Below are 23,719 nucleotides of genomic sequence, written 5' to 3'. Positions count from 1 at the left end.
CTACAGGTAAGCCATGAAACAGTATCTGGACCTGGTCCGCGACGTCATCGACAACGGCACGCTGCAGGGCAACCGCACCGGCATCCGCACCATCAGCCTGCCGGGCGCCATGCTGCGTTTCGACTTGCAGAAGGGCTTCCCGGCCATTACCACGCGCAAACTGGCGTTCAAGTCGGCGATCGGCGAAATGGTCGGTTTCCTGCGTGGCGTGAAGAACGCCGGTGAATTCCGCGAACTGGGCTGCAAGGTCTGGGACCAGAACGCCAACGAGAACGCCCAGTGGCTGGCCAACCCGTTCCGCCAGGGCCATGACGACCTGGGCGAGATCTACGGCGTGCAATGGCGCCAGTGGCCGGGCTACAAGCGCATCCCGCTGAGCAACCCGGCGGCCATCGAAATGGCCGAGAAGGCGGGCTTCCGCCGCATCGCCCAGGACGAGGAGGACGGCGTCGCGTTCGTCATCCTGTACAAGGCCATCGACCAGGTGCGCCAGTGCCTGGACACCATCGCCAACGACCCGGGCAGCCGCCGTATCCTGTTCCACGGCTGGAACTGCGCGCAGCTCGACGAGATGGCCTTGCCGCCGTGCCACCTGCTGTACCAGTTCCACCCGAACGTTGAGACCAGGGAAATTTCCCTGACCCTCTACATCCGCTCGAACGACCTGGGCCTGGGTACGCCGTTCAACCTCACCGAAGGCGCGGCGCTGCTGTCGCTGTTCGGCCGCCTGACCGGCTACACCCCGCGCTGGTTCACCTACTTCATCGGCGATGCCCATGTGTATGAGAACCACCTGGACATGCTCAACGAGCAGCTCAAGCGTGAGCCGCTGGAGGCGCCGAAGCTGGTGATCAGCGACCGCGTGCCAGCGTTTGCCGAGACGGGCAAGTACGAGCCGGAGTGGCTGGAGAAGATCGAGCCGAGCGATTTCTGGCTGGAAGGGTATGAGCACCATGCGCCGATGACGGCGCCGATGGCGGTGTGACAGATCTCTATTGCCTGTACCGGCCTCTTCGCGGGTAAACCCGCTCCCACAGGGACCGCACAAAGCTCAGGCCTGTGCAGTACCTGTGGGAGCGGGTTTACCCGCGAAGCTTTTGGCTTAATGCCCGTGGCTTCGCCCTACATGCGAATGCTCGGTTTCCGGCACCGATACCGCCCCGTTCGTCTCCAGTTGCTGCAAGATCGCACACTCCGCCCCTTGCGCATTGCAGCGCCGCCGCAGCTCCACCAACTGCTCCTGCAACGCCACCAATCCATCGATCCGCGCCTGCACATGCTCGATATGCTCGTCGATCAGCGCATTGACGCTGCCGCACGAATCATCGGGGCTGTCGCGCAGGCGTAGCAGGCTGCGGATTTCATCCAGGGTCATGTCCAGGGTGCGGCAGTTGCGGATGAACGTCAGCCGCTCGACGTGGGCCTGGGTGTACAGCCGGTAGTTGCCGTCGCTGCGCGCCGGCTCCGGCAGCAGCTGTTCACGCTCGTAGTAGCGGATGGTTTCCACGGCGCAGTCGGTGGCTTTGGCCAGTTCTCCGATCTTCATCACGAAATTCTCCAGCAAGTGGCTTGACCCTATAGTGGCTACAGGGTGTTCACTTGGCAACAGGCTCAAATTAAGGATGACCCCATGAACCAGCCTGTCAGCCACGAACACAAGCACGATCACCACGCCCACAGCTGCTGTGGCAGCGCTGCTGCGCCAGCCTTGGTCCAGCTGAGCGAAAAGGCCAGCAGCCACGCCCAGTTAAGCCGTTTCCGCATCGAGGCCATGGACTGCCCTACCGAGCAGACCCTGATCCAGGACAAGCTGGGCAAGCTGGCCGGTATCGAGCAGCTGGAGTTCAACCTGATCAACCGTGTGCTCTGCGTGCGCCACACCCTGGGTGGCACTGCTGAAATCGAGCAGGCCATCGACAGCCTGGGCATGAAAGCCGAGCCGCTTGGCGCCGAAGACGATGGCACTGCCAGCGCACCGCAAGTGGCCAAGACCCGCTGGTGGCCGCTGGCGCTGTCCGGTATTGCCGCGATCGCCGCCGAAATCGTGCACTTTGCCGCGCTGGCCCCGGAGTGGGTGGTGGCGGCGCTGGCGCTGGCAGCGATTCTCGGCTGTGGCCTGGGTACCTACAAGAAGGGCTGGATCGCCCTGAAAAACCGCAACCTCAACATCAACGCGCTGATGAGCATTGCCGTGACTGGCGCGGTGCTCATTGGCCAGTGGCCGGAAGCGGCCATGGTGATGGTGCTGTTCACCGTCGCCGAGCTGATCGAAGCCCGCTCGCTGGACCGCGCGCGCAACGCCATTGGCGGCCTGATGCAGCTCACCCCGGACATGGCCACCGTGCGCCAGGCCGATGGCCAATGGCGGGAAGTGGAGGTGCGGGAGGTGGCCATCGGGGCCCTGGTGCGGGTGCGCCCCGGCGAACGCATTGGCCTGGACGGTGAAGTGACCAGCGGGCAATCCACTGTCGATCAGGCGCCGATCACCGGCGAAAGCCTGCCTGTGGAAAAGGCCGTGGGCGACAAGTTGTTCGCCGGCACCATCAACCAGGCAGGGGCGCTGGAGTTCCGCGTTACCGCCGCTGCCGGGCAATCGACTCTGGCGCGGATCATCAAGGCCGTCGAGGAAGCGCAAGGCGTGCGGGCGCCTACCCAGCGTTTCGTCGACCGCTTCTCGCGCATCTACACCCCAGTGGTGTTTGCCATTGCCCTGGCCGTTGCGGTGATACCGCCGCTGTTCATGGCCGGTGCCTGGTTCGACTGGGTCTATCGCGCCCTGGTGCTGCTGGTGGTGGCCTGCCCATGCGCCCTGGTGATCTCGACCCCGGTGACCATCGTCAGCGGCCTGGCTGCCGCCGCGCGCAAGGGCATCCTGATCAAGGGTGGCGTGTACCTGGAAGGCGGGCGCCAGCTGGACTTCCTGGCCCTGGACAAGACCGGCACCATCACCCACGGCAAGCCGGTGCAGACCGACGCCAAGGTACTGGAGCCGCTGTTCGAAGGCCGCGCGCAAGCCCTGGCCGCCAGCCTGGGCGAGCGTTCCGACCACCCGGTCTCCCGCGCCATTGCCCAGTTCGGCAAGGAGCAAGGCCTGGCCTTGAGCGAGGTTGATGACTTCGCCGCCCTGGCCGGGCGCGGTGTGCGCGGTACCATCGCGGGTGAGGTTTACCACTTGGGTAACCACCGTCTGGTCGAGGAGCTGGGGCTGTGCTCGCCCGAGCTCGAGGCCCAGCTGGATGCGCTGGAGCGCCAGGGCAAGACCGTGGTGCTGCTGCTCGACCGCTCCGGCCCGTTGGCGCTGTTCGCGGTGGCCGACACGGTCAAGGAAAGCAGTCGCCAGGCCATCGCCGAGCTGCACGAGCTGGGCATCAAGACTGTCATGCTGACCGGTGACAATCCGCATACCGCCCAGGCCATCGCCACCGTGGTGGGTATCGACCGTGCCGAAGGCAACCTGCTGCCTGCCGACAAGCTCAAGAGCATCGAAACCCTGTACGCCCAGGGCCATCGGGTGGGAATGGTCGGTGACGGTATCAACGACGCCCCGGCGCTGGCCCGCGCCGAGATCGGTTTTGCCATGGCGGCGGCCGGTACCGACACCGCCATCGAGACCGCCGATGTGGCGCTGATGGACGACGACTTGCGGAAAATCCCGGCCTTCGTCAGGCTGTCGCGCCAAAGTGCGGCGATCCTCATGCAGAACATCGTTCTGGCGTTGGGCATCAAGGCGATATTCCTGGCGATCACCTTTGCCGGCATGGCCACCATGTGGATGGCGGTGTTTGCCGACATGGGCGTGAGCCTGCTGGTGGTGTTCAACGGCTTGCGCCTGTTGCGCAGATAGAGGACGTGCATGCTGAGTTCGGAGCTGAAAGCCTTCTACATGGTGGCCCGCCTGGGCAGCATCACCCTGGCGGCGAAGAAGCTCGGCCTCAGCCAGCCCACGGTGACCACGCAGATTCGCAACCTGGAGAGCCAGTACGCGGTGGAGCTGTTCTACCGCGGCGGGCGGCGCCTGGTGCTGAGCGAGGAGGGCGTGCGCCTGCTGCCGATGGTCAAGGCACTGCTGCAGCAGGAGGCCGACATCGAGTTCGAGCTGCGCAACAGTGGCCAGGCTCAGGGCAGCCTGCGCATCGCGGCCACGGCGCCTTACTACATCCTCGACCTGGTGAAGATCTACCGCGAACGCCTGCCGCAGGTGGAAGTGGCGGTGGAAATCGGCAACTCGCAGCAGGTACTGGAGATGCTCGAGGACTACCGGGTGGATATCGCCGCTTCGTCGCAACTGCTGGAAGATGCTCGGCTGGTGCGGCGGGTGCTGGGGACCGACCCGTTGGTGGTGGCGGTGCATCGCAACCACCCGTTGGCACACCGCCAGGCGGTGTCCATTGACGTGGTGGCCGGGCATTGCCTGCTGATGCGCGAGAAGGGCTCGACCACACGCAAGCTGACCGAGCAGATGATGCAAGAGGCCGGGGTGAAGGCCGGGGCGTTGCTGGAGATTGGCAGCCGCGAATCGATCCGCGAGGCGGTGCTGCGCAATATCGGCATCAGCGTGATTGCCCGGCACGAGGTGCCGCACAACCCTGAATTGCGGGTGCTGGCGCTGGAGAACGCGCCGGTGATGCATGAGTACCTGTATTGCCTGAAGGAGCGGCGGCAGGCGCGGTTGCCGGCGGCCTTCCTTGGGGTGGCGCAGGAAGTGGCCGGTTCATAGTTCTAGACCTGTGTTGGCTTCTTCGCGGGTAAACCCGCTCCCACAGGTACTGCACAGCCTTCAGATGCGGCGAGATTCCTGTGGGAGCGGGTTTACCCGCGAAGACCACTACAAAATCTGCCTATACCACTATCACCGGCTTTTGCCCTAAAGCCACAGAACCTTCGCACAGCCTTCCTAGCATGGCCCCCATCTCTTCGATGAGGCCCTGCCATGAACCACACCAACTCCGGCGCACAGATGAAAGTGCGCAACATCCACAAGCGCTTCGGCGCCTTCACGGCGCTGAACGATGTCTCGCTGGACATCGCCGCCGGCGAACTGGTGTGCCTGCTCGGGCCTTCCGGCTGCGGCAAGACCACATTGCTGCGCTGCATCGCCGGCCTGGAGCGCCAGGACCGCGGTACGTTGTACATCGGCGAGCGCGATATCTCCGAGCTGCCACCCCAGGCCCGTGACTACGGCATCCTGTTCCAGTCCTACGCGCTGTTCCCCAACCTCACCGTCGAAGCCAACATCGCCTATGGTCTGACTGGCAGCGGCCGTGAACAGGCCCGCCAGCGAGTGACCGAAATGCTCGAACTGGTGGGCCTGGCCGGCAGCGAGAAGAAATACCCCGGCCAGCTTTCCGGTGGCCAACAGCAGCGAGTGGCCCTGGCCCGCGCGCTGGCACCGTCGCCGTCGTTGCTGCTGCTGGACGAGCCGATGTCGGCGCTGGACGCCCGGGTGCGCGAGCACCTGTGCACCGAACTGCGCCAGCTGCAGCGCCAGCTGGGTATCACCACGCTGATGGTCACCCACAACCAGGACGAGGCCATGCTGATGGCCGACCGCATTGCGGTGATGAACAACGGCCAGGTCGAGCAATACGCCACCCCGCAGGAAATCTACGACCAGCCGGCCACGCCGTTCGTTGCCGAGTTCGTCGGCCAGGGCAACTGGTTGCCGTTCCAGCGCAGCAGTGACAGCCATGCCCAGGTCGGTGGCATGAACATGCGTCTGGCACCAGGTTCGGCCCGACCCAGCAGCGGTCGGCTGTTCTGCCGCCCGGAGGCGATCACGGTCAACCCGGCGGTGCACGAAGAAAACCTGTTCCCGGCCATGGTTCGTGAAATCACCTTCCTCGGTAACCGCTGCCGCATGAGCTTCGAGCTCAAGGCGCTGCCTGGCCATGCACTGCTGGCGGAACTGGCTCCCGAGGCCATGCCGCGGCTGGGCTCGCAGGACATCTGGGTGGCGCTGCCGCCGCAGAGCCTGCAGGTGTTTGCCTGAGATGGCCGCGCCAATGTCCCTGCCGCTGAGCCAGGCCAAGGCCACGCCGCGTGCTGGCGTCGCCCTGGGCGACCGGTTGTTCGTCGTCGGCGGCAAGAGCCTGCTGCTGATCCTTCTGGTGCTGGCGGTGCTGATGCCGCTGCTGGCGATCTTCTGGCGCGGCTTCAGCGCAGAAGCGGGCCAGGGTGGCGGCCTGCTGGCGGCCCGCGAACTGTTCGCCAGTGAAAACTTCCACTGGCTGCTGGGCAACAGCCTGTCGGTGGCCTTCACGGTGGCAGCCATCGTGGTGCCGCTGGCCTACCTGTTCGCCTATGCCCTGCAACGCACGCTGATTCCGGGCAAAGGCCTGTGGCGGGGGATTTCGTTGCTGCCGCTGCTGGCGCCGTCAATGCTGCCGGCCATCGCCCTGGTCTACCTGTTCGGTAACCAGGGGCTGCTGCGCGGGTTGCTCAGCGACAACATCTATGGCTTCTGGGGCATTGTGCTGGGCGAGGCCATCTACACCTTCCCGCATGCCCTGATGATCCTGCTGTCGGCGCTATCGCTGGCCGATGCACGCCTGTTCGACGCAGCGTCCAGCATGGGTGCCGGCCCTTGGCGAGCGTTCACCAGCATCACCTGGCCGGCCACTCGCCAGGCAGTATTCGCGGCGTTCTGCCTGGTATTTACCCTGACCGTCACCGACTTCGGTGTACCGGTCGTGGTCGGCGGCGACTATCAGGTGCTGGCGCTGGAAGCCTACAAGGCGGTGGTCGGCCAGCAGCAGTTCGGCCGCGGCGCGCTGATCGGCATGGTGCTGCTGTTGCCGGCGCTGTTCAGCTTTACCGTCGATGCCTGGCTACGTCGGCGCCAGGGCGAGGCCATGAGCGGCCGTGCCCAGGTGTTCGAGCCCAAGCCGTCGCGGGGCCGTGATGCCTGCTTCCTGGCGATCGTGCTGCTGGTGTGCGCGGCATTGCTGTTGGTGATCGGCATGGCGGTGTATTCGTCGCTGGTCACGTTCTGGCCCTACAACCTGTCGTTGTCGCTGCGTCACTACATGTTCGAGGACACCGCCGGTGGTGGCTGGCTGGCCTACCGCAACAGCGTGACCATGGCCATCGGCACCGCGCTGATCGGCAGCATCGTGATCTTCACCGGCGCCTACCTGATGGAGAAGACCCAGGGCCAACGCCTGCTCAACCAGGCGCTGCGCCTGCTCAGCTTCATCCCCATGGCCGTGCCGGGCCTGGTGCTGGGCCTGGGCTACGTATTCTTCTTCAACCTGAACGGTAACCCGCTGCATGTGTTCTACGGCGGCATGGGGCTGCTGGTGGTGTGCACCATCGCCCACTACCTGACCACCGCGCAGATGACCGCGACCACCGCCCTGCGCCAGCTCGACGGCGAGTTCGAGGCCGCCGCGCTGTCGCTGAAGGCGCCGCTGTACAGGCACTTCCTGCGGGTGACCATGCCGATCTGCCTGCCGGCGCTGCTGGACATCATCCGCTACCTGTTCGTTTCGGCGATGACCACCGTGTCGGCGGCGATCTTTCTGTACAGCCCCGACACCATCCTGGCTGCCGTTGCCGTGCTGAACATGGATGACGCCGGCAATGTCGGTGGTGCCGCCGCCATGTCCACCCTGATCCTGCTGACCAGTGCCGGCGCTTCACTGCTGCTGGCCGCAGCCTCACGCGGCCTGCTGCGCCGCTCCCAAGCCTGGCGCCAACGCGCCGCGACCGTCTGACCTGTAAGGAACCTACCCATGTACAAGCACCTTGCACTTGCTGCTGCCGTTTCCGCCGTGTTCAGCCTGCAGGCTTCGGCCGCTGGCACCCAGCTGACGGTCTACACCGCCCTGGAAGCCGAACAGCTGAAGAGCTACAAGCAGGCCTTCGAGAAGGCCAACCCGGACATCGAAATCAAGTGGGTTCGTGACTCCACCGGCATCATCACCGCCAAGCTGCTGGCCGAGAAAGACCGCCCGCAAGCCGACGCAGTGTGGGGCCTGGCTGCTTCCAGCCTGGCTATCCTCGACCAGAACGGCATGCTCGAAGCCTACGCACCGAAGGACCTGGGCAAGATTGCCGCCAATTACCGCGATGCTGCCAACCCGCCAGCCTGGGTCGGTATGGACGTGTGGGCCGCGACCATCTGCTTCAATACCATCGAGGCCGAGAAGCAGGGCCTGAGCAAGCCGGTGAGCTGGCAGGACCTGACCAAGCCCGAGTACAAAGGCAAGATCGTCATGCCGAACCCGGCCTCGTCCGGCACCGGCTTCCTGGATGTCAGTGCCTGGCTGCAGACCTTTGGCGAGCCACAGGGTTGGGCGTACATGGATGCGCTGCACCAGAACATCGGCCAGTACGTTCATTCCGGTTCCAAGCCGTGCAAGCTTGCCGCAGCGGGTGAATACCCGATCGGTATCTCGTTCGAGTACCCGGCCGTGCAGCTCAAGCGCCAGGGCGCGCCGCTGGACATCGTGCTGCCGAAGGAAGGCCTGGGCTGGGAGATCGAGGCGACTGCGGTGATCAAAGGTTCGCCAAAAGCGGATGCGGCCAGGCGCCTGGCTGATTTCTCGGCAAGCCCGGCGGCCATGGAGCTGTACAAGGAGAACTTCGCCGTGCTGGCTGCCCCGGGTATTGCCAAGCCGCAGACCGAACTGCCGGCGGACTATGAACAGCGCCTGATCAAGAACGACTTTGCCTGGGCCTCGAAGAACCGTGACCAGATCCTGGCCGAGTGGCGCAAACGCTATGACGGCAAGTCGGAGAAGGTGGCTCAGCAGTAACCTGCACCGGCCACTTCGCAGCACCCAATCAAGCCAGGAGAAGACAGTGATGCCGACCCCAGCCCAGATCATCGACAGCACCTTCGCGCTGTACGAACGCCACGGCAGTGACGACTACATCGGCGAAGCCATCACCCAGCTCGAGCACATGTCCCAGGCCGCGCAACTGGCCATGGCCGAAGGCTTCGACGACGAAGTGGTGCTGGCGGCGTTCTTCCACGACATCGGCCACCTGTGCGGCGGTGACGCCAGCATGGGCGGTTATGGCGTGGTCAGCCATGAGCGCATCGGCGCTGAGTATTTACGCCGCTGTGGCTTCGGCGAACGCATGGCGCGGCTGGTGCAGTATCACGTGGAGGCCAAGCGCTACCTGACTTTGCGCCAGCCTGGGTATTACCAGAGGTTGAGTGAAGCGAGCCGGCGGACCTTGGAGTATCAGGGGGGCGTGATGAGCGAGGACGAGGCGGATGTGTTCGAGCGGGATCCGCTGTTCGAGGTGAGCTTGCGGATGAGGGAGTGGGATGAGCGGGCCAAGGTGGTCGGGGTGGCGGTGATTGACCTGGATGGGTTGAAGCGGAAGGCTTTGGCATTACTTTGAGATGTGGGCTGCCTGTGCGGGCCTCTTCGCGGGTGAACCCGCTCCCACAGGAATAGTGCACATCTCAAGGAATGTGAGATACCTGTGGGAGCGGGTTTACCCGCGAAGAGGCCAGACCTGCCCACTCAAAATTGTGAAACCAGAGCCTCCAGCTGTTCCTGCCGCTCAGCCTGGTTCAGCTTCGCCCCAGGGTTGAGGGTGGACCACTGCGGATGCGCCCGCGCCTTGCTCAGCGCCTCCGGCAACTTGCCCTCCCGCCAGGCCTTCTCATCCAGTTCCCCCAGCCGAATGCTGTCCTGCGCCGCATGCCCGCGGTTTTCCAGCGCCACCATCAACTGCTGCTGACGCAAGGCCAACAGGCGCAACACCGTGTCGTCCACCGTCAGCTCGCGCTTGCCCTTGAGCTTGCCCATCAGCCGCGACCCATAGTTGCGCGCCGTCTGCAGCGCGCCGCCGGCAATTGCCCCGGCCAGGGCGGCAGCCCCCAGTGTCAGGCCGCCGACCAGCAGGTCCACCCCGGCACCCGCCGCAGCACCGGCGGCCACACCGCTGCCCAAACGCACGCCCAGCAGCTTCAAGGTTTCGGGATTGAACAGGTCATCGCCCCAACGGCCATCCAGCAACGGCAGGTCGCTGGCATGGGCGTCCTCGCGGCGGAAGGCATACAGCTTGAGCAGTGCCTCGACACAGCGCTGTTCGCGCTGGCGCACCTCTTGCCGCAATGCCTCGATGGCCCGGGCTTCGGCAGCCGGCTCGGCCTCGACGCTGCGCCGGCAGGCGGCGCAGTCCAGCAGCAGCTCGGCAATCAGGCGCTTGCCGCTGTGGCGGCGTGCCAGGCGCTGTGCCAGCTGGTCGTCGATCAGCCGCTGCAGGGCCGGGCGGGCGTCTTCCAGCAGCAGGGCCAGGCTTTCGTACAACCGGCGCTCGCCATCCTCTGGCGGGGCCACGCTGTCGAACCGCACCAACGCGTGAAGCCCAAGCCTGGCAAGGGCTTCACGCCATTGCGGCTCGCGGTGCTGATGGCTGGCGACGAAATTGAGCACCGGTAGCAGCGGCTTGCCGCAGCTGGCCAGCACTTCCAGTTCGTCGCGGTATTTGGCCAGCACCGGTTCGCGGGCGTCGATCACATACAAGCCGGCATTGCTGGCCAGCAGCTGGCGTAGCACCTTGGCCTCCTGCTCGAAACGCTGGCGTGCCTCGCTGCCTTGCAGAAAGCGCTCGAGGCGGGCCGGGCCGTCCAGGCGCTCGCCCGGGCGCTCCAGGCGTTCGAGATAGTCGAGCAGGGCAATGGCGTCTTCCAGGCCAGGGGTGTCATACAACTCGAGCAAGGGTTCGCCGTCCACCGACAGCCGCGCACCTTCCACATGGCGGGTGGTGCTGGGACGGTGGGAGACTTCGCCAAAGCCGACGTCGCGGGTCAGGGTGCGCAGCAGCGAGGTCTTGCCGACGTTGGTGTGGCCGACCACGGCCAGTTTCAGCGGCTCAGTCATGGCCATGCTCCAGCCAGGTCAGCGGCGAGGTATCGGCATGCGCCAGGCCAAGGCGGTCGAGGGCTTCGTGCCAGTCGCCCAGGCGCTGGGCGTCCAGGGCCTCGCCCGGTGCGGCCTGCAGTAGCCATATACGGGTGGCACCGGCGTTGCGTGCCAGTTCGGCGAGCAACGCCAGGCTGCCACGATCGGGAGAGCGGCGCGGGTCGCAAGCGATGGCCAGGCGTGCTGGCGGGAAACGGCTGAGCTGTTCCAGCAGGCGGTTACGCGATTCGCGGCTGTCGAGCACGCCGGCACTGGTTACGCTTTTTGGCAGCGCGGGTGGCCAGGGGTGCTGGTCGTCCAGCTCCAGGCCGACCAGCAGGGCACCGCTGCTGCCGCTCTCCAGCTGGCCAGCGGCAAACTGCGGCAAGGCCTCGGGCGCGGCATCCTGGACGCCGATGCGTTCGCTGCGCGGCATCAGCGCTTCACGCAGCTGCGCGTAGCCGGGCAGGCTGAGGTCCAGCGCCAGGCGTTGGCGGCCTTGACGCCAGCGCCACAGGCACAGCCCGGCCAGCAGCAGGCGCGGCAGCAGGCCGTACACCAGCACCACGCCAAGCAGCCAGCTGGCCCAGGCCTGGCGCGCCAGGTCCAAGGCCGGCTGGCTGTCGCCGCTGGCGCGGATCATGGCCTCGTCAGGTACCGTGAAGCCCAGCAACGAAGGCAGCGCGCCCAAGGCTTGGGTCAGGTGGATGAACGGGTCGGCGGCGAGCAGGGTGGTCTCCCAGACAAAGCCATAGCGCCGGGTCGCCAGCAAGGCCAGCAGCATGCCCAGTGCGGTGATCATCGCCAGCAGCCACAAGCCATGCACCAGCAGGCCGAGCAGCCAGCGGTTCAGGCGCTGGCGTTGCAGCAGCACCAGCAGCGCCGGTGCCAGGTGCGCGGCCTTGGCGTCTCGGGCAAAGCGTTCGCTCAGCCACAGCCACAAACGGCCCAGCCCCGCGCCATGCTCGCCGCTCAGGGCAAAGCCGATGGCCCAGCCCAGCAGCATCAGCAGGTTCAGCCCGAGCAGGCTGCCGAGGGCCCAGAACACATTCACCGGGCGCTGCCCGTCGCTCAAGGCGGCCAGGGCCAACCCTGCGCCGCTGAGCACGGCCAGCACCAGCAAGGCCAGCAGCGCCAGGCGTGCGCCCTGTTTCCAGTGGCGCAGGGCGGTGGTGATGCCGTCGCGTTCGGCCAGGAACAGGGCACGGGTTTCGATGCGGGCCGCCAGGTCGCCGCCTGCCTGGCGGGCGCGGCGGTTGGCTTCCTGGTCCTCCAAGGGGCCGGCATGTTCCTCGCGCAGGCGTACCGCTTCGGTGAGCCAGCGCTTGTCCAGTGAAGTGGGTGCAGTCACAAGGTCTTCCATTGCACAGGTCAGGGCAGAAGCATAACCCACACGCCCGGTGCTATCCTCGCTGGCATGAATACATCACTCCCCCTCAGCCTGATCGCGGCTCACGCCGAGAACCGCGTGATCGGCATCGACAACTCCATGCCCTGGCATCTGCCGGGGGACTTCAAGTACTTCAAGGCCACCACCCTGGGCAAGCCGATCATAATGGGGCGCAAGACCTGGGACTCGCTGGGCAGGCCATTGCCCGGGCGGTTGAATATCGTCGTCAGCCGGCAGGCCGGGCTGGAACTGGCGGGGGCCGAGGTGTTCGGCTCGCTGGAAGAGGCGCTGGTGCGTGCCGAGCAGTGGGCGCGGGAGGCCGGTGTCGATGAGCTGATGCTGATTGGCGGGGCGCAGCTGTATGGGCAGGCGCTGGAGAAAGGGCTGGTCAGCCGCATGTACCTGACGCGGGTCGAGTTGTCGCCGGAAGGGGATGCGTGGTTCCCTGAGTTTGATCGGGGGCAGTGGACCTTGGTGTCGAGCGAGGCGCAGGCTGAGGAAGGCAAGCCTGGGTATCATTTCGAGGTCTGGGACAAGGTTTGAGATTGCCGGGGCTGCCTTGCAGCCCTATCCGACCGGTCCGGCGCCCCGGCAAGGCCGCTCCCACATTGATCGGCACACGCCGGGCCGTTGTAGGAGCGGCCTTGTGTCGCGACAGGGGCGCAACGCGCCCCCGGCAATCTGTCAGGAATGACTTAGCTCGGCATGTTCATCGCCAGCCAGCACATCCTTGTCGGTCTCTTTCAGCAGTTGGCTTGTCACCACCCCTGCGGTCATCGAACCGTTCACGTTCAACGCCGTTCGGCCCATGTCGATCAGCGGCTCCACCGAAATCAGCAACGCCACCAGCTCCACCGGCAAGCCCATGGCCGGCAGCACGATCAGCGCGGCGAAAGTCGCACCGCCACCTACGCCGGCAACACCTGCCGAACTCAAGGTGACGATGGCCACCAGGGTGGCGATCCACAGCGGGTCGAAGGTATCGATGCCCACCGCCGGCGCCACCATCACCGCCAGCATCGCGGGATAGAGCCCGGCGCAGCCGTTCTGGCCAATGGTGGTACCGAACGATGCGCTGAAGCTGGCAATCGACTGCGGTACGCCCAGGCGGCGGGTTTGCGCTTCGATGTTCAGCGGAATGCTGGCGGCGCTGGAGCGGCTGGTGAAGGCGAAGGTCAGCACCGGCCACACCTTGCGGAAGAAGCGCAGCGGGCTCACGCCGGTGGCGGCGAGGATAACGCCGTGCACCACGAACATCAGCGCCAGGCCCAGGTACGACACCACCACGAAGCTGCCCAGCTTGAGGATGTCTTCCATGTTCGAGCTGGCCACCACCTTGGTCATCAGCGCCAGTACGCCATACGGGGTCAACTTCATTACCACCCGCACCAGGCGTATCACCCAGGCCTGCAGGGTGTCGATGGCCGACAGTGCGCGTTCGCCTTTCTCGGCATCGTCCTTGATCAGCTGCAGCGCGGCCAGGCCGAGGAACACGGCAAAGATCACCACGCTGATGATCGAGGTCGGCTTGGCCCGTGCCAAGTCACCTACCGGGTTGCTGGGGATGAACGACAGCAGCAGTTGCGGAATGTTGAGGTCGGCGACCTTGCCGGCGTAGTCGCTGTGGATAACCTGCATGCGCGCGCTTTCCTGGGCGCCGGCCACCAGGCCTTCGGCGCTGAGGCCGAACAGGTTGGTCAGGACGATGCCGATCAACGCAGCGATGGCGGTAGTCAGCAGCAGGGTGCCGATGCTCAGCACACTGATGCGGCCCAACGACGAGGCATTGTGCAGGCGCGCCACTGCACTGAGGATCGAGGCGAAGATCAGCGGCATGACGATCATCTGCAGCAAGCCGACGTAGCCGTTGCCGACCAGGTCGAGCCAGGCGATGGTGGCCTTGAGCACAGGGTGGCCCGCGCCATAGACGGTATGCAGGATCAGGCCGAACACCACGCCCAGCACCAGGCCCAGCAATACCTTCTTGGCCAGGCTCCAGTCGGTGCGGCGGGTTTGTGCCAGGCCCAGCAACAGGGCCAGGAACGCCAGCAGGTTAAGGGACAGCGGCAGGTTCATTGAAGCTCCAGCAGAAAAAAGCAGAAGAGGCATCGCCCCTGTGAGCGATTGCGAACGGAAATGCTAACAGCCTGAAAACAAACGAATTTATACCCAAATGGAATGTGTATAGTCGTTTATGGAATAACGATGTGTCGCGGATTGCAATGAACGCGGCGTTTGCAACTGCATGGAGGTCGTTATCGAGGGCTGCCAGCGGAGGGTGTTGCACTAGCGTTTCTGGGTCATTTCAGGAGATTCGTACATGAAGTTTGCTCCGAAAGCCGTCGCCGTCGGCCTGTCCCTGTTGTTCAGTATCGAAACCTTCGCCACCGAGCTCAAACACTGGCCCGCCGAGGCGGCCAAGCAGCTCGACAGCATGATCGCCGCCAATGCCAACAAGGGTAACTACGCGGTGTTCGACATGGACAACACCAGCTACCGCTACGATCTTGAAGAGGCCTTGCTGCCTTTCATGGAAAACAAGGGCCTGTTGAGCCGTGACAAGCTCGACCCGTCGTTGAAGCTGATGCCGTTCAAGGACACCGCCGAACATAAGGAAAGCCTGTTCAGTTACTACTACCGTCTGTGCGAAGTCGATGACATGGTCTGCTACCCGTGGGTGGCCCAGGTGTTCTCCGGCTTTACCCTACAGGAGCTGAAAGTGCAGGTGGATGAGCTGATGGCCTCCGGCAAGCCGATCCCCAGCACCTATTACGAAGGCGATCAGGTCAAGACCATCGAGGTACAGCCCCCCAAGGTCTTCCAGGGCCAGGCTGAGCTGTACAACAAGCTCATGGAGAACGGTATCGAGGTCTATGTGATTTCCGCGGCCTCAGAGGAACTGGTGCGCATGGTCGCGTCGGACCCCAAGTATGGCTACAACGTGAAGCCGCAGAACGTGATTGGCGTCAGCCTGTTGCTGAAGGACCGTGCCAGCGGCCAGTTGACCACCGCACGCAAGCAGATCAGCGCCGGGCACTATGATGCCAAGGCCAACCTGGGGCTGGAGCTGACCCCGTACCTGTGGACTCCGGCCACCTGGATGGCGGGCAAGCAGGCGGCGATCCTCACCTATATCGATGAGTGGAAGAAACCGGTACTCGTGGGGGGCGACACACCGACCAGCGATGGCTACATGCAGTTTCATGGGGTGGATGTGGGCAAAGGTGGCATCCACCTGTGGATAAATCGCAAGGCCAAGTACATGGACCAGATGAACGGGATGATTGCCAGGAATGCAGCGGCGCAGGCCAAGGAAGGGCTGCCGGTGACAGCAGACAAGAACTGGGTGATCGTGACACCGGAGCAGATCCAGTAACGAGGCCTGTCAGCCGTTGCGGCCCACGATGAGAGTCCGGGCCGCTTCCTGATCGATGTTCTGTGCCAACAAGGTCACTGCTTCGATGGCGCTTGCACGGACGCTGGCCCCCACCGGGCCAAGCGTCTGTTCGACCACGACACTGTGCACCTGGTTAATCCCGACGAAGCGGAACCACGTATCGATGAAGGGTTTTTCCAGTCCAAAAGCCTGGTCGGGTGTCTGTGAGTCAGAGCCGTAACCAAGTCCACGGGAGTAGATTGCAACAGCTCGACGTCCGCCCAGCATGCCATTCAACCCTTGCTCATCGAAGGTGAACAGGACGCCTTTGTGCGAAATTGCGTCGATCAGATGCTTGAGCTTGTACGGGATGCCGAAATTCCACAGCGGTACGCTGAACACCAAGGTATCAGCCCGGTGGAACCGTTCAGCGAGTGCCTTGATCTGCTCCCATGCCGCGACCTGTTCGCTCGACAACGGGACATCGGCAAGGCCTGCGTATTTTGCCGCGAGCAAAGCGCCATCTACCTCCGGGAGTTCGCATTCCCAAGGGTCCAGGCGGTCAATTTCTACGGCTTTGCGCTTGGCCAATGCGGTCAGAAACACGTCTGCAATCTGGGTGGAAACGGACCGCTCGCCTCTCGGTGATGCACAGACATACAAAATACGTTCAACCATGGGGCGTTTCCTTGTCAGCATTGAGGGCACTTTCCCTGGCGTTCGTTCGCTCAGGTGTTAAGTGCAAGTTTGATTCAGAATGATTGGTTATAGAAATCACGTATGCTCTGCATATTGAGTGAGCTAGGTGATTAATCTGTGTTCGACCCTGTGCTTTTGCGTAGCCTGCTTGCCGTTGCCGACAGCGGTGGTTTCACGCGTGCAGCGCAAAGACTGCACCTAACGCAGTCGGCGATCAGCGCTCACATCAGGCGGCTTGAGAGCGAAGCTGGGCAAAAATTGCTGGAGCGCACGACCCGTTCGGTCAGCCTGACGCCGGCAGGTGCTCGCCTGGCGGGGTATGCCCGCACGATTCTGGCGCTGCATGATGATGCTCGCGCGAGCCTTGGCGCAGGCCGTCGGGTGTCAGGTACAGTGTTTGTCGGGTTGAGCGAGGAGGTGGTGAAACCGCCCATCATCGACTGTCTGCGTCGATTCTCGGTGACACATCCCGATGCAGAGATCTCCCTGAAAGTCGGCCTGACCGGTGATCTGCTTGCCCTTCTGCAATCGGGTGGGCTCGATATCGTATTGGGAAGCAGTTGCGGCGATGAGGACCGAGGCGAACTGCTTTGGTCCGAGCCTTTGGTCTGGGCGACAGGGCCGGTTGCAGTGAACCCCGATGATGCAACTGCCCCGATACCCTTGGCGGTGTTTTCCGATCAATGCCCATATCGTGCTGCAGCCATCGAAGCCCTGGCGCGTGCGGGGCGACAATGGCGGATCGTTTGCCAGAGCCCAAGTGCCGGTGGGCTGATGACCGCTGTCAGCGGTGGGCTGGGTGTAACGCCAATCACCCGATCGTCTGCACTGGCTTCAGGTTTACAGGAAGTGCCAACGTTGCCCCCCCTTCCTCATGCGCAGTTCATTTTGACATCGACAGCGAAGCCGAAGCGTTCAGTTGCTCTGTTGCTGGCGCAATTGCGCCAATGCGCTGCGCGGGGTGAGCTTTGATCGAGCATTTTTCATAGCCATGAAAAAACCGGCGCACAAGGCGCCGGCTTTTCAAACGCCAGGAAGCCTTACAGCCCTTCCAGCATCGCCTTGTTACGCACAGCACCCTTGTCGGCACTGGTCGCCAGCAGGGCGTAGGCCTTCAGCGCGGTGGTCACCTTGCGTGGGCGTACTTCAGCCGGTTTCCAGCCTTTCTTGTCCTGTTCGACACGGCGCTCAGCCAGCTCTTCATCGCTGACCTGCAGGTTGATCGAACGATTCGGGATGTCGATCAGCACCTTGTCGCCGTCGCGCACCAGGCCGATTGCACCGCCAGCGGCGGCTTCCGGCGAGGCGTGGCCGATCGACAGGCCCGAGGTGCCGCCCGAGAAGCGGCCGTCGGTGAGCAGGGCGCAAGCCTTGCCCAGGCCCTTGGACTTCAGGTACGAGGTCGGGTACAGCATTTCCTGCATGCCCGGGCCACCTTTCGGGCCTTCGTAGCGGATGATCACGATGTCGCCGGCCTTCACTTCGTCGGCGAGGATGCCGCGTACGGCGCTGTCCTGGCTCTCGAAGATCTTCGCGGTGCCTTCGAACACCAGGATCGACTCGTCGACACCGGCGGTTTTCACCACGCAGCCATCCAGCGCGATGTTACCGTACAGCACGGCCAGGCCGCCTTCCTGCGAATAGGCGTGCTCGACACTGCGGATGCAGCCTTCGGCACGATCCAGGTCCAGGCTCGGCCAGCGGGTCGACTGGCTGAATGCCGTCTGGGTCGGAATGCCGGCAGGGCCAGCCTTGAAGAAGGTGTGCACGGCTTCGTCATCGGTCTGGGTGATGTCCCACTTGGCGATGGCTTCTTCCATGCTACGGCTGTGCACGGTCGGCAGGTCGGTGTGCAGCAGGCCGCCACGGGCCAGCGAGCCGAGGATACTGAAGATGCCGCCGGCACGGTGCACGTCTTCCATGTGATATTTCTGAATGTTCGGCGCAACCTTGCACAGCTGCGGCACCTTGCGCGACAGGCGGTCGATGTCACGCAGGTCGAACGCCACCTCGGCTTCCTGGGCGGCAGCCAGCAGGTGCAGGATGGTGTTGGTCGAGCCGCCCATGGCGATGTCGAGCATCATGGCGTTCTCGAACGCCTTGAAGTTAGCGATGTTGCGCGGCAGTACCGACTCATCGTTCTCGCCGTAGTAGCGCTTGCACAGCTCGACGATGGTGCGGCCGGCAGTGAGGAACAACTGCTCGCGGTCGGCGTGGGTGGCCAGGGTCGAACCGTTGCCCGGCAGGGCCAGGCCCAGGGCTTCGGTCAGGCAGTTCATCGAGTTGGCGGTGAACATGCCGGAGCACGAACCGCAGGTAGGGCAGGCGCTGCGCTCGTATTCGGCGACTTTTTCGTCGGAAGCCGAGGAGTCGGCGGCAATGACCATGGCGTCGACCAGGTCCAGGCCGTGGCTGGCCAGCTTGGTCTTGCCGGCTTCCATCGGGCCGCCGGAGACGAAGATTACCGGGATGTTCAGGCGCAGGGCGGCCATCAGCATGCCGGGGGTGATCTTGTCGCAGTTGGAGATGCACACGATGGCGTCGGCGCAATGGGCGTTGACCATGTACTCCACGGCGTCGGCGATGATCTCGCGGCTTGGCAGCGAGTAGAGCATGCCGTCGTGGCCCATGGCGATGCCGTCATCGACCGCGATGGTGTTGAATTCCTTGGCCACGCCACCGGTGCGTTCGATTTCGCGGGCGACCAGCTGGCCCAGGTCCTTCAGGTGCACGTGGCCCGGGACAAACTGGGTGAACGAGTTGGCGATGGCGATGATCGGTTTCTTGAAATCTTCGTCCTTCATCCCGGTGGCGCGCCACAGGGCACGGGCGCCGGCCATGTTGCGGCCTTGGGTGGAAGTCTTGGAACGATAATCAGGCATGAAACACTCCTGGCGGCTTAATCAGGTCACAAAAAGGGGAGTGAGCTTCTCTTGTCCTTTGTACCGCAGGCCGGTTGCCACTGGCACGGATGGGGCCGAAGACCGCGCGGGATCGCCGCGTGCTTGGGCAGAGCTCATAAACCCGCCGGGGATGACTGGCGATGAATAGGCCGATTCTACACCGCTGGCGCGGCGAGGGAATGCAGATGTGGATAGCTGGCGGGGAGATTGCAGCAGGAAAGGGCCGCTTGGCGGCCCTTATTAGCGGATATCAGCTGTTTGGCAGCAACCGGCAGGTGATGCTCTTGATGTAGCGGGTTTCGGCGATGGCCGGGTGCACCGGGTGGTCGGGGCCTTGGCCGCCGCGTTCGAGCAACTGCAGGTTGCGGTCCAGGTGACGGGCGCTGGTCAGCAGGATGTTGTGCAGGTCGTCCTCGGGCAGGTGCATCGAGCACGAGGCGCTGACCAGGATGCCATCCTTGGTCAGCATGCGCATGGCCTGCTCGTTCAGGCGGCGGTAGGCCGCTTCGCCGTTCTTCAGGTCTTTCTTGCGCTTGATGAAGGCGGGTGGGTCGGCAATGATCACGTCGAAGCGCTCTTCGGCGGCCTTCAGTTCGCGCAGCGCCTCGAACACATCGCCTTCGATGCAGGTCAGTTTCTCGCTGATGCCGTTCAGGGCGGCGTTACGCTCGACGCCGTCCAGGGCAAAGCCCGAGGCATCGACGCAGAACACTTCGCTGGCGCCGAAGGCACCGGCCTGCACGCCCCAGCCACCGATGTAGCTGAACAGGTCGAGCACGCGCTTGCCTTTCACGTACGGCGCCAGGCGTGCACGGTTCATGCGGTGGTCGTAGAACCAGCCGGTCTTCTGGCCTTCGCGTACCGGGGCTTCGAACTTGACGCCGTTTTCTTCCAGCGGCACCCAGTCCGGCACCTCGCCATAGACGGTTTCGACATAGCGCTGCAGGCCTTCGGCATCTCGCGCGGAGGAGTCGTTCTTGAACAGGATGCCGCTTGGCTTGAGCACCTGTACCAGGGCTGCAATCACGTCGTCCTTATGTGCTTCCATGGTGGCGGAGGCCAATTGCACTACGAGGATGTCGAAGAAGCGGTCGACAACCAGGCCTGGCAACAGGTCGGAATCGCCATAGACCAGGCGGTAGCACGGTTGGTCGAACAGGCGCTGACGCAGCGACAGGGCGACGTTCAGGCGGTGCACCAGCAGCGACTTGTCCAGCGGCAGCTTGGCGTCGCGCGACAGCAGGCGGGCGCAGATCAGATTGTTCGGGCTCAGTGCGACGATGCCTAGCGGCTTGCCGTTGGCTGCCTCGAGAACAGCCTGCTGGCCGGCCTGGAAGCCTTGCAGCGGGGTCGCACTGACGTCGACTTCGTTGCTGTAGACCCACAGGTGGCCGGCGCGCAGGCGGCGGTCGGCATTGGCTTTGAGGCGTAGGCTGGGCAGGGACATGACGTCGCTCCGGGAAAAAAGAGCGGGATTATAGCCTGTTGCCGGGCCGCATGCCCGTTGTGGGAGCGGCCTTGTGTCGCGAAAGGGCTGCGCAGCAGCCCCAGGGTTTCAGCAGCGCTGCATTGATTGCCGGGGCCGCTTTGCGGCCCTTTCGCGACACAAGGCCGCTCCTACAGGTCTCGCGTAGGCCATGAGATGACGTCAGGCTGCCAATGCCTTGATCAACTGCCGGTTGAACGCCGGAATGTCATCGGGCTGGCGGCTTGTGATCAGGTTGCCATCGACCACCACTTCTTCATCCACCCAGTCTCCGCCGGCATTGCGGATGTCGTCCTGCAGGGTTTTGTAGCTGGTCAGCCGCCTGCCCTTGGCCAACCCGCAGGACACCAGCAACCAGCCACCATGACAGATCACCGCCAGCGGCTTGCCAGCCGAATCGTGGCTTTTCACCAGTTTCTGCGCAGCGGGAATCAACCGAATCGTGTCAGAGTTTTGCACGCCACCGGGCAGCACCAGAGCATCGTAGAGATCCAGGTGGGCGCTTTCGAAGGTTGCGTCCACGGCGAATGCGTCAGCCGGCTGGTCGTGGTTCCAGCCGCGTACCGTTCCCTCTTTGTCGCTGAGGATGTCCACCACCGCGCCGCTCTGTTCCAGGGCCTCGCGAGGGCCTGTCAGCTCCACTTGCTCGAAGCCGTCGGTGACCAGGAAAGCCACTCGCTTGCCGTTCAGTTCTGCACTCATGGGCCTTGCTCCTTTCCTTGATGAATATGAGAGAGAGGCCCGCATGGATAGAGTAAAGTTCCGGCGCAACGATTCAGTGGTTGGTCCATTTCCGGTCTGGAGGGTTAGAATCGCCGGTCCCAAACGAGTGTGCACGTATGTCCCAAGAACTCAGCGCCGAACAGATCCAGCAAGCCTTGCAAGGCATCACCATCCCGCCGCAACCGCAGATAATGGTCGACCTGCAGTTCGAGCAGTACATGCCTGACCCGGACCTGGAAACCATCGCCAAGCTGATTTCCCAGGACCCGGGCCTCTCGGGCGCCTTGCTCAAGCTGGTCAATTCCCCGCATTTCGGCCTTTCCAACAAGATCGGTTCGATCCAGCGCGCGGTGAACCTGCTGGGCAGCCGTTCGATCATCAACCTGATCAACGCCCAGTCGATCAAGGGTGAAATGACCGACGAGACCATCGTTACCCTCAACCGCTTCTGGGACACTGCCCAGGACGTGGCGATGACCTGCCTCACTCTGGCCAAGCGCACCGGCATCCAGGCGGCAGACGAGGCCTATACCCTGGGCCTGTTCCATGACTGTGGCGTGCCGCTGATGCTCAAGCGCTTCCCCAACTATATGGATGTGCTGGAGGACGCCTATGCCAAGGCCGACGAGGAAACCCGCGTGGTCGACACCGAAAACCGCGTGTTCAACACCAATCATTCGGTGGTCGGCTATTTCACGGCCAAGTCCTGGCGCCTGCCCGAGCACCTCAGCGCGGCCATTGCCAACCACCACAACGCCCTGGCGGTGTTCCGCGACGAGAGCGCGCGCAATACCCAGAGCCAACTGAAAAACCTGCTGGCAGTGCTGAAGATGGCCGAGCACATCTGCGCATCGTACCGGGTGCTGGGCAGCCAGGCCGTGGACCACGAATGGAGTGTGGTTGGCCCGCTGGTGCTCGATTACATTGGTTTGTCGGAATACGATTTCGAGAACCTCAAGCAGAACATTCGCGAGATGGGCGGGCACTGACACATGCCGGAATTGCCAGAAGTAGAAACCACCCGGCGCGGTATTGCGCCCCATCTGGAAGGCCAGCGCGTCAGCCGGGTGGTGGTACGTGACCGGCGCCTGCGCTGGCCGATTCCGGAAGACCTGGATGTGCGCCTGTCGGGGCAGCGCATCGTCAGTGTCGAGCGGCGCGCCAAGTATCTGTTGATCAATGCCGAGGTCGGCACCCTGATCAGTCACCTGGGCATGTCGGGCAACCTGCGCCTGGTCGAACTGGGCTTGCCGGCGGCCAAGCATGAGCATGTGGATATCGAGCTTGAGTCGGGGTTGATGCTGCGCTACACCGACCCGCGCCGCTTTGGCGCGATGCTGTGGAGCCTGGACCCGCTCAATCACGAACTGCTGCTGCGCCTGGGGCCTGAACCGCTGACCGACCTGTTCGACGGCGAGCGACTGTTCCAGTTGTCCCGTGGGCGGTCGATGGCGGTCAAGCCGTTCATCATGGATAACGCGGTAGTGGTGGGGGTGGGCAACATTTACGCCACCGAGGCGCTGTTTGCCGCTGGCATCGACCCCCGTCGGGAAGCGGGCGGGATTTCCCGGGCGCGCTACTTGAAGCTGGCGATCGAGATCAAGCGTGTGCTGGCGGCGGCGATCGAACAGGGCGGCACCACGCTACGCGACTTCATCGGTGGTGATGGGCAGCCGGGGTACTTCCAGCAGGAATTGTTCGTGTACGGGCGGGGCGGGCAGCCGTGCAAGGTGTGTGACACGGAGTTGCGCGAGGTGAAGCTGGGGCAGAGGGCGAGTGTGTATTGCCCGCGTTGCCAGCGCTGAGGCAAGTTACGCGGAACCCCTTGTGGGAGCGGCCTTGCGTCGCGAAAGGGCCGCACAGCGGCCCCGGCAGTTTCTGCTGCGAAGCTGAAATCCTGGGGCCGCTTCGCGCCCCATCGCGACGCAAGGCCGCTCCCACACAGGGACCGCGTGGAGGCGTTCAGGCAGCGATCAGGCCTTGCCAGTAATCCGGCGGTACTTGGCCATCAGCTCTTCTTCGGTTTCCGGGTGCGCTTCATCCAGCGGGATGCAGTCGACCGGGCAGACCTGCTGGCATTGCGGCTCGTCGTAATGGCCTACACACTGGGTGCACAGGTTAGGGTCGATCACGTAGATCTCTTCGCCTTGGGAGATGGCCTCGTTCGGGCACTCGGGTTCGCAGACGTCGCAGTTGATGCAATCGTCGGTGATGATCAGGGACATGGGGACTCCGGCCGGGGCTCCGCGCCCGGGCATGTTCAACGCAGTGGGC

Annotated in this window: 21 protein-coding genes; 12 read left to right on the top strand and 9 right to left on the bottom strand. The window is 63.9% G+C overall.

Translation table 11 applies throughout. The annotated features are described in order from the left end of the window. The first annotated feature begins 13 nt into the window (after positions 1–13). Positions 14–985 (top strand): thymidylate synthase, encoded by a 972-nt coding sequence (locus tag NY023_RS26100; protein WP_013974664.1) that lies wholly within the window; start codon positions 14–16, stop codon positions 983–985. 117 nt (positions 986–1,102) lie between these two features. Here the strand turns inward: NY023_RS26100 and cadR are convergent, their stop codons facing one another. Further along, positions 1,103–1,546 (bottom strand): cadmium resistance transcriptional regulator CadR, encoded by a 444-nt coding sequence (gene cadR / locus NY023_RS26095; protein ID WP_015272183.1) that lies wholly within the window; start codon positions 1,544–1,546, stop codon positions 1,103–1,105. Between the two features lie 84 nt (positions 1,547–1,630). Between cadR and NY023_RS26090 the strand changes: the two genes are divergently transcribed. The 6 genes from NY023_RS26090 (at position 1,631) to NY023_RS26065 (ending at position 9,357) form a co-directional block, all read left to right on the top strand. Next, positions 1,631–3,844 carry a heavy metal translocating P-type ATPase gene (locus NY023_RS26090; RefSeq protein ID WP_013974662.1) on the top strand — a complete coding sequence of 738 codons (2,214 nt, stop codon included), beginning with the start codon at positions 1,631–1,633 and terminating at the stop codon, positions 3,842–3,844. Positions 3,845–3,853: 9 nt separating this feature from the next. Next, positions 3,854–4,717 (top strand): LysR family transcriptional regulator, encoded by an 864-nt coding sequence (locus NY023_RS26085; protein ID WP_013974661.1) that lies wholly within the window; start codon positions 3,854–3,856, stop codon positions 4,715–4,717. A 213-nt stretch (positions 4,718–4,930) separates the two neighbouring features. After that, the gene (locus NY023_RS26080) at positions 4,931–5,989 is read left to right on the top strand and encodes a putative 2-aminoethylphosphonate ABC transporter ATP-binding protein (RefSeq protein WP_013974660.1); all 1,059 of its coding nucleotides are present in this window, start codon (positions 4,931–4,933) and stop codon (positions 5,987–5,989) included. 1 nt (position 5,990) lies between these two features. Next, complete coding sequence (locus tag NY023_RS26075) at positions 5,991–7,715, top strand: putative 2-aminoethylphosphonate ABC transporter permease subunit (protein WP_013974659.1); 1,725 nt, start codon at positions 5,991–5,993, stop codon at positions 7,713–7,715. A gap of 18 nt (positions 7,716–7,733) precedes the next feature. After that, entirely contained in the window at positions 7,734–8,759 is a 1,026-nt protein-coding gene (locus NY023_RS26070) for a putative 2-aminoethylphosphonate ABC transporter substrate-binding protein (RefSeq protein WP_013974658.1), read from the top strand. A 49-nt stretch (positions 8,760–8,808) separates the two neighbouring features. Further along, a complete protein-coding gene (locus tag NY023_RS26065) occupies positions 8,809–9,357 on the top strand; it encodes a phosphonate degradation HD-domain oxygenase (RefSeq protein ID WP_024087867.1) in 549 nt (182 codons plus the stop codon). Positions 9,358–9,482: 125 nt separating this feature from the next. Here the strand turns inward: NY023_RS26065 and NY023_RS26060 are convergent, their stop codons facing one another. Together NY023_RS26060 and NY023_RS26055 are read right to left on the bottom strand one after the other, a co-directional pair. Next, positions 9,483–10,847: a GTPase/DUF3482 domain-containing protein gene (locus NY023_RS26060; RefSeq protein WP_038410220.1), complete on the bottom strand. Its 1,365-nt coding sequence runs from the start codon at positions 10,845–10,847 to the stop codon at positions 9,483–9,485. Next, positions 10,840–12,231, bottom strand: a complete 1,392-nt coding sequence (locus NY023_RS26055) for a DUF2868 domain-containing protein (protein WP_024087865.1) — start codon at positions 12,229–12,231, stop codon at positions 10,840–10,842. The genes NY023_RS26060 and NY023_RS26055 overlap by 8 nt, the downstream gene beginning before the upstream one ends. A 54-nt stretch (positions 12,232–12,285) precedes the next feature. Between NY023_RS26055 and NY023_RS26050 the strand changes: the two genes are divergently transcribed. Then, positions 12,286–12,801 carry a dihydrofolate reductase gene (locus NY023_RS26050; protein WP_013974654.1) on the top strand — a complete coding sequence of 172 codons (516 nt, stop codon included), beginning with the start codon at positions 12,286–12,288 and terminating at the stop codon, positions 12,799–12,801. A 141-nt stretch (positions 12,802–12,942) separates the two neighbouring features. Here the strand turns inward: NY023_RS26050 and NY023_RS26045 are convergent, their stop codons facing one another. Further along, positions 12,943–14,334 (bottom strand): L-cystine transporter, encoded by a 1,392-nt coding sequence (locus NY023_RS26045; RefSeq protein WP_013974653.1) that lies wholly within the window; start codon positions 14,332–14,334, stop codon positions 12,943–12,945. Between the two features lie 244 nt (positions 14,335–14,578). Between NY023_RS26045 and NY023_RS26040 the strand changes: the two genes are divergently transcribed. After that, positions 14,579–15,634, top strand: coding sequence for a phosphorylcholine phosphatase (locus tag NY023_RS26040; protein ID WP_013974652.1), 1,056 nt, complete (start codon positions 14,579–14,581; stop codon positions 15,632–15,634). 9 nt (positions 15,635–15,643) lie between these two features. Here the strand turns inward: NY023_RS26040 and NY023_RS26035 are convergent, their stop codons facing one another. Continuing rightward, on the bottom strand, positions 15,644–16,312 hold the full coding sequence (locus tag NY023_RS26035) for an FMN-dependent NADH-azoreductase (protein ID WP_024087862.1): 669 nt from the start codon (positions 16,310–16,312) through the stop codon (positions 15,644–15,646). Between the two features lie 138 nt (positions 16,313–16,450). Here NY023_RS26035 and NY023_RS26030 point away from each other — a divergent pair, with 138 nt between their 5' ends. Then, the gene (locus NY023_RS26030) at positions 16,451–17,305 is read left to right on the top strand and encodes a LysR family transcriptional regulator (RefSeq protein WP_013974650.1); all 855 of its coding nucleotides are present in this window, start codon (positions 16,451–16,453) and stop codon (positions 17,303–17,305) included. Between the two features lie 68 nt (positions 17,306–17,373). Here the strand turns inward: NY023_RS26030 and ilvD are convergent, their stop codons facing one another. The 3 genes from ilvD to NY023_RS26015 all read right to left on the bottom strand — a co-directional run bounded on the left by ilvD (position 17,374) and on the right by NY023_RS26015 (position 21,424). After that, the gene (ilvD, locus tag NY023_RS26025) at positions 17,374–19,215 is read right to left on the bottom strand and encodes a dihydroxy-acid dehydratase (RefSeq protein ID WP_013974649.1); all 1,842 of its coding nucleotides are present in this window, start codon (positions 19,213–19,215) and stop codon (positions 17,374–17,376) included. Between the two features lie 271 nt (positions 19,216–19,486). After that, positions 19,487–20,683 carry a class I SAM-dependent rRNA methyltransferase gene (locus NY023_RS26020; RefSeq protein WP_013974648.1) on the bottom strand — a complete coding sequence of 399 codons (1,197 nt, stop codon included), beginning with the start codon at positions 20,681–20,683 and terminating at the stop codon, positions 19,487–19,489. Positions 20,684–20,884: 201 nt separating this feature from the next. Next, entirely contained in the window at positions 20,885–21,424 is a 540-nt protein-coding gene (locus NY023_RS26015; protein ID WP_013974647.1) for a type 1 glutamine amidotransferase domain-containing protein, read from the bottom strand. Positions 21,425–21,615: 191 nt separating this feature from the next. On the opposite strand from NY023_RS26015, the gene NY023_RS26010 reads away from it, so the two are divergent. Together NY023_RS26010 and mutM are read left to right on the top strand one after the other, a co-directional pair. Next, on the top strand, positions 21,616–22,434 hold the full coding sequence (locus NY023_RS26010) for an HDOD domain-containing protein (protein WP_169774634.1): 819 nt from the start codon (positions 21,616–21,618) through the stop codon (positions 22,432–22,434). Positions 22,435–22,437: 3 nt separating this feature from the next. Next, on the top strand, positions 22,438–23,250 hold the full coding sequence (mutM, locus tag NY023_RS26005; protein WP_013974645.1) for a bifunctional DNA-formamidopyrimidine glycosylase/DNA-(apurinic or apyrimidinic site) lyase: 813 nt from the start codon (positions 22,438–22,440) through the stop codon (positions 23,248–23,250). 168 nt (positions 23,251–23,418) lie between these two features. Here mutM and NY023_RS26000 read toward each other — a convergent pair whose 3' ends face one another. Continuing rightward, positions 23,419–23,670 carry a YfhL family 4Fe-4S dicluster ferredoxin gene (locus tag NY023_RS26000; protein WP_013974644.1) on the bottom strand — a complete coding sequence of 84 codons (252 nt, stop codon included), beginning with the start codon at positions 23,668–23,670 and terminating at the stop codon, positions 23,419–23,421. Positions 23,671–23,719: the final 49 nt, after the last annotated feature.

It is taken from the genome of Pseudomonas sp. NBB (assembly GCF_032701105.1).
GTDB lineage: Bacteria > Pseudomonadota > Gammaproteobacteria > Pseudomonadales > Pseudomonadaceae > Aquipseudomonas > Aquipseudomonas asiatica.
This window is presented reverse-complemented; position numbering and strand designations above follow the sequence as displayed.

Excerpts from the sequence above, each read along its gene's own strand:
- NY023_RS26100 (WP_013974664.1), top strand. The coding sequence starts at position 14 with ATGAAACAGTATCTGGACCTGGTCCGCGACGTCATCGACAACGGCACG.
- cadR (WP_015272183.1), bottom strand. The coding sequence starts at position 1,546 with ATGAAGATCGGAGAACTGGCCAAAGCCACCGACTGCGCCGTGGAAACC.
- NY023_RS26090 (WP_013974662.1), top strand. The coding sequence starts at position 1,631 with ATGAACCAGCCTGTCAGCCACGAACACAAGCACGATCACCACGCCCAC.
- NY023_RS26085 (WP_013974661.1), top strand. The coding sequence starts at position 3,854 with ATGCTGAGTTCGGAGCTGAAAGCCTTCTACATGGTGGCCCGCCTGGGC.
- NY023_RS26080 (WP_013974660.1), top strand. The coding sequence starts at position 4,931 with ATGAACCACACCAACTCCGGCGCACAGATGAAAGTGCGCAACATCCAC.
- NY023_RS26075 (WP_013974659.1), top strand. The coding sequence starts at position 5,991 with ATGGCCGCGCCAATGTCCCTGCCGCTGAGCCAGGCCAAGGCCACGCCG.
- NY023_RS26070 (WP_013974658.1), top strand. The coding sequence starts at position 7,734 with ATGTACAAGCACCTTGCACTTGCTGCTGCCGTTTCCGCCGTGTTCAGC.
- NY023_RS26065 (WP_024087867.1), top strand. The coding sequence starts at position 8,809 with ATGCCGACCCCAGCCCAGATCATCGACAGCACCTTCGCGCTGTACGAA.
- NY023_RS26060 (WP_038410220.1), bottom strand. The coding sequence starts at position 10,847 with ATGACTGAGCCGCTGAAACTGGCCGTGGTCGGCCACACCAACGTCGGC.
- NY023_RS26055 (WP_024087865.1), bottom strand. The coding sequence starts at position 12,231 with ATGGAAGACCTTGTGACTGCACCCACTTCACTGGACAAGCGCTGGCTC.
- NY023_RS26050 (WP_013974654.1), top strand. The coding sequence starts at position 12,286 with ATGAATACATCACTCCCCCTCAGCCTGATCGCGGCTCACGCCGAGAAC.
- NY023_RS26045 (WP_013974653.1), bottom strand. The coding sequence starts at position 14,334 with ATGAACCTGCCGCTGTCCCTTAACCTGCTGGCGTTCCTGGCCCTGTTG.
- NY023_RS26040 (WP_013974652.1), top strand. The coding sequence starts at position 14,579 with ATGAAGTTTGCTCCGAAAGCCGTCGCCGTCGGCCTGTCCCTGTTGTTC.
- NY023_RS26035 (WP_024087862.1), bottom strand. The coding sequence starts at position 16,312 with ATGGTTGAACGTATTTTGTATGTCTGTGCATCACCGAGAGGCGAGCGG.
- ilvD (WP_013974649.1), bottom strand. The coding sequence starts at position 19,215 with ATGCCTGATTATCGTTCCAAGACTTCCACCCAAGGCCGCAACATGGCC.
- NY023_RS26020 (WP_013974648.1), bottom strand. The coding sequence starts at position 20,683 with ATGTCCCTGCCCAGCCTACGCCTCAAAGCCAATGCCGACCGCCGCCTG.
- NY023_RS26015 (WP_013974647.1), bottom strand. The coding sequence starts at position 21,424 with ATGAGTGCAGAACTGAACGGCAAGCGAGTGGCTTTCCTGGTCACCGAC.
- mutM (WP_013974645.1), top strand. The coding sequence starts at position 22,438 with ATGCCGGAATTGCCAGAAGTAGAAACCACCCGGCGCGGTATTGCGCCC.
- NY023_RS26000 (WP_013974644.1), bottom strand. The coding sequence starts at position 23,670 with ATGTCCCTGATCATCACCGACGATTGCATCAACTGCGACGTCTGCGAA.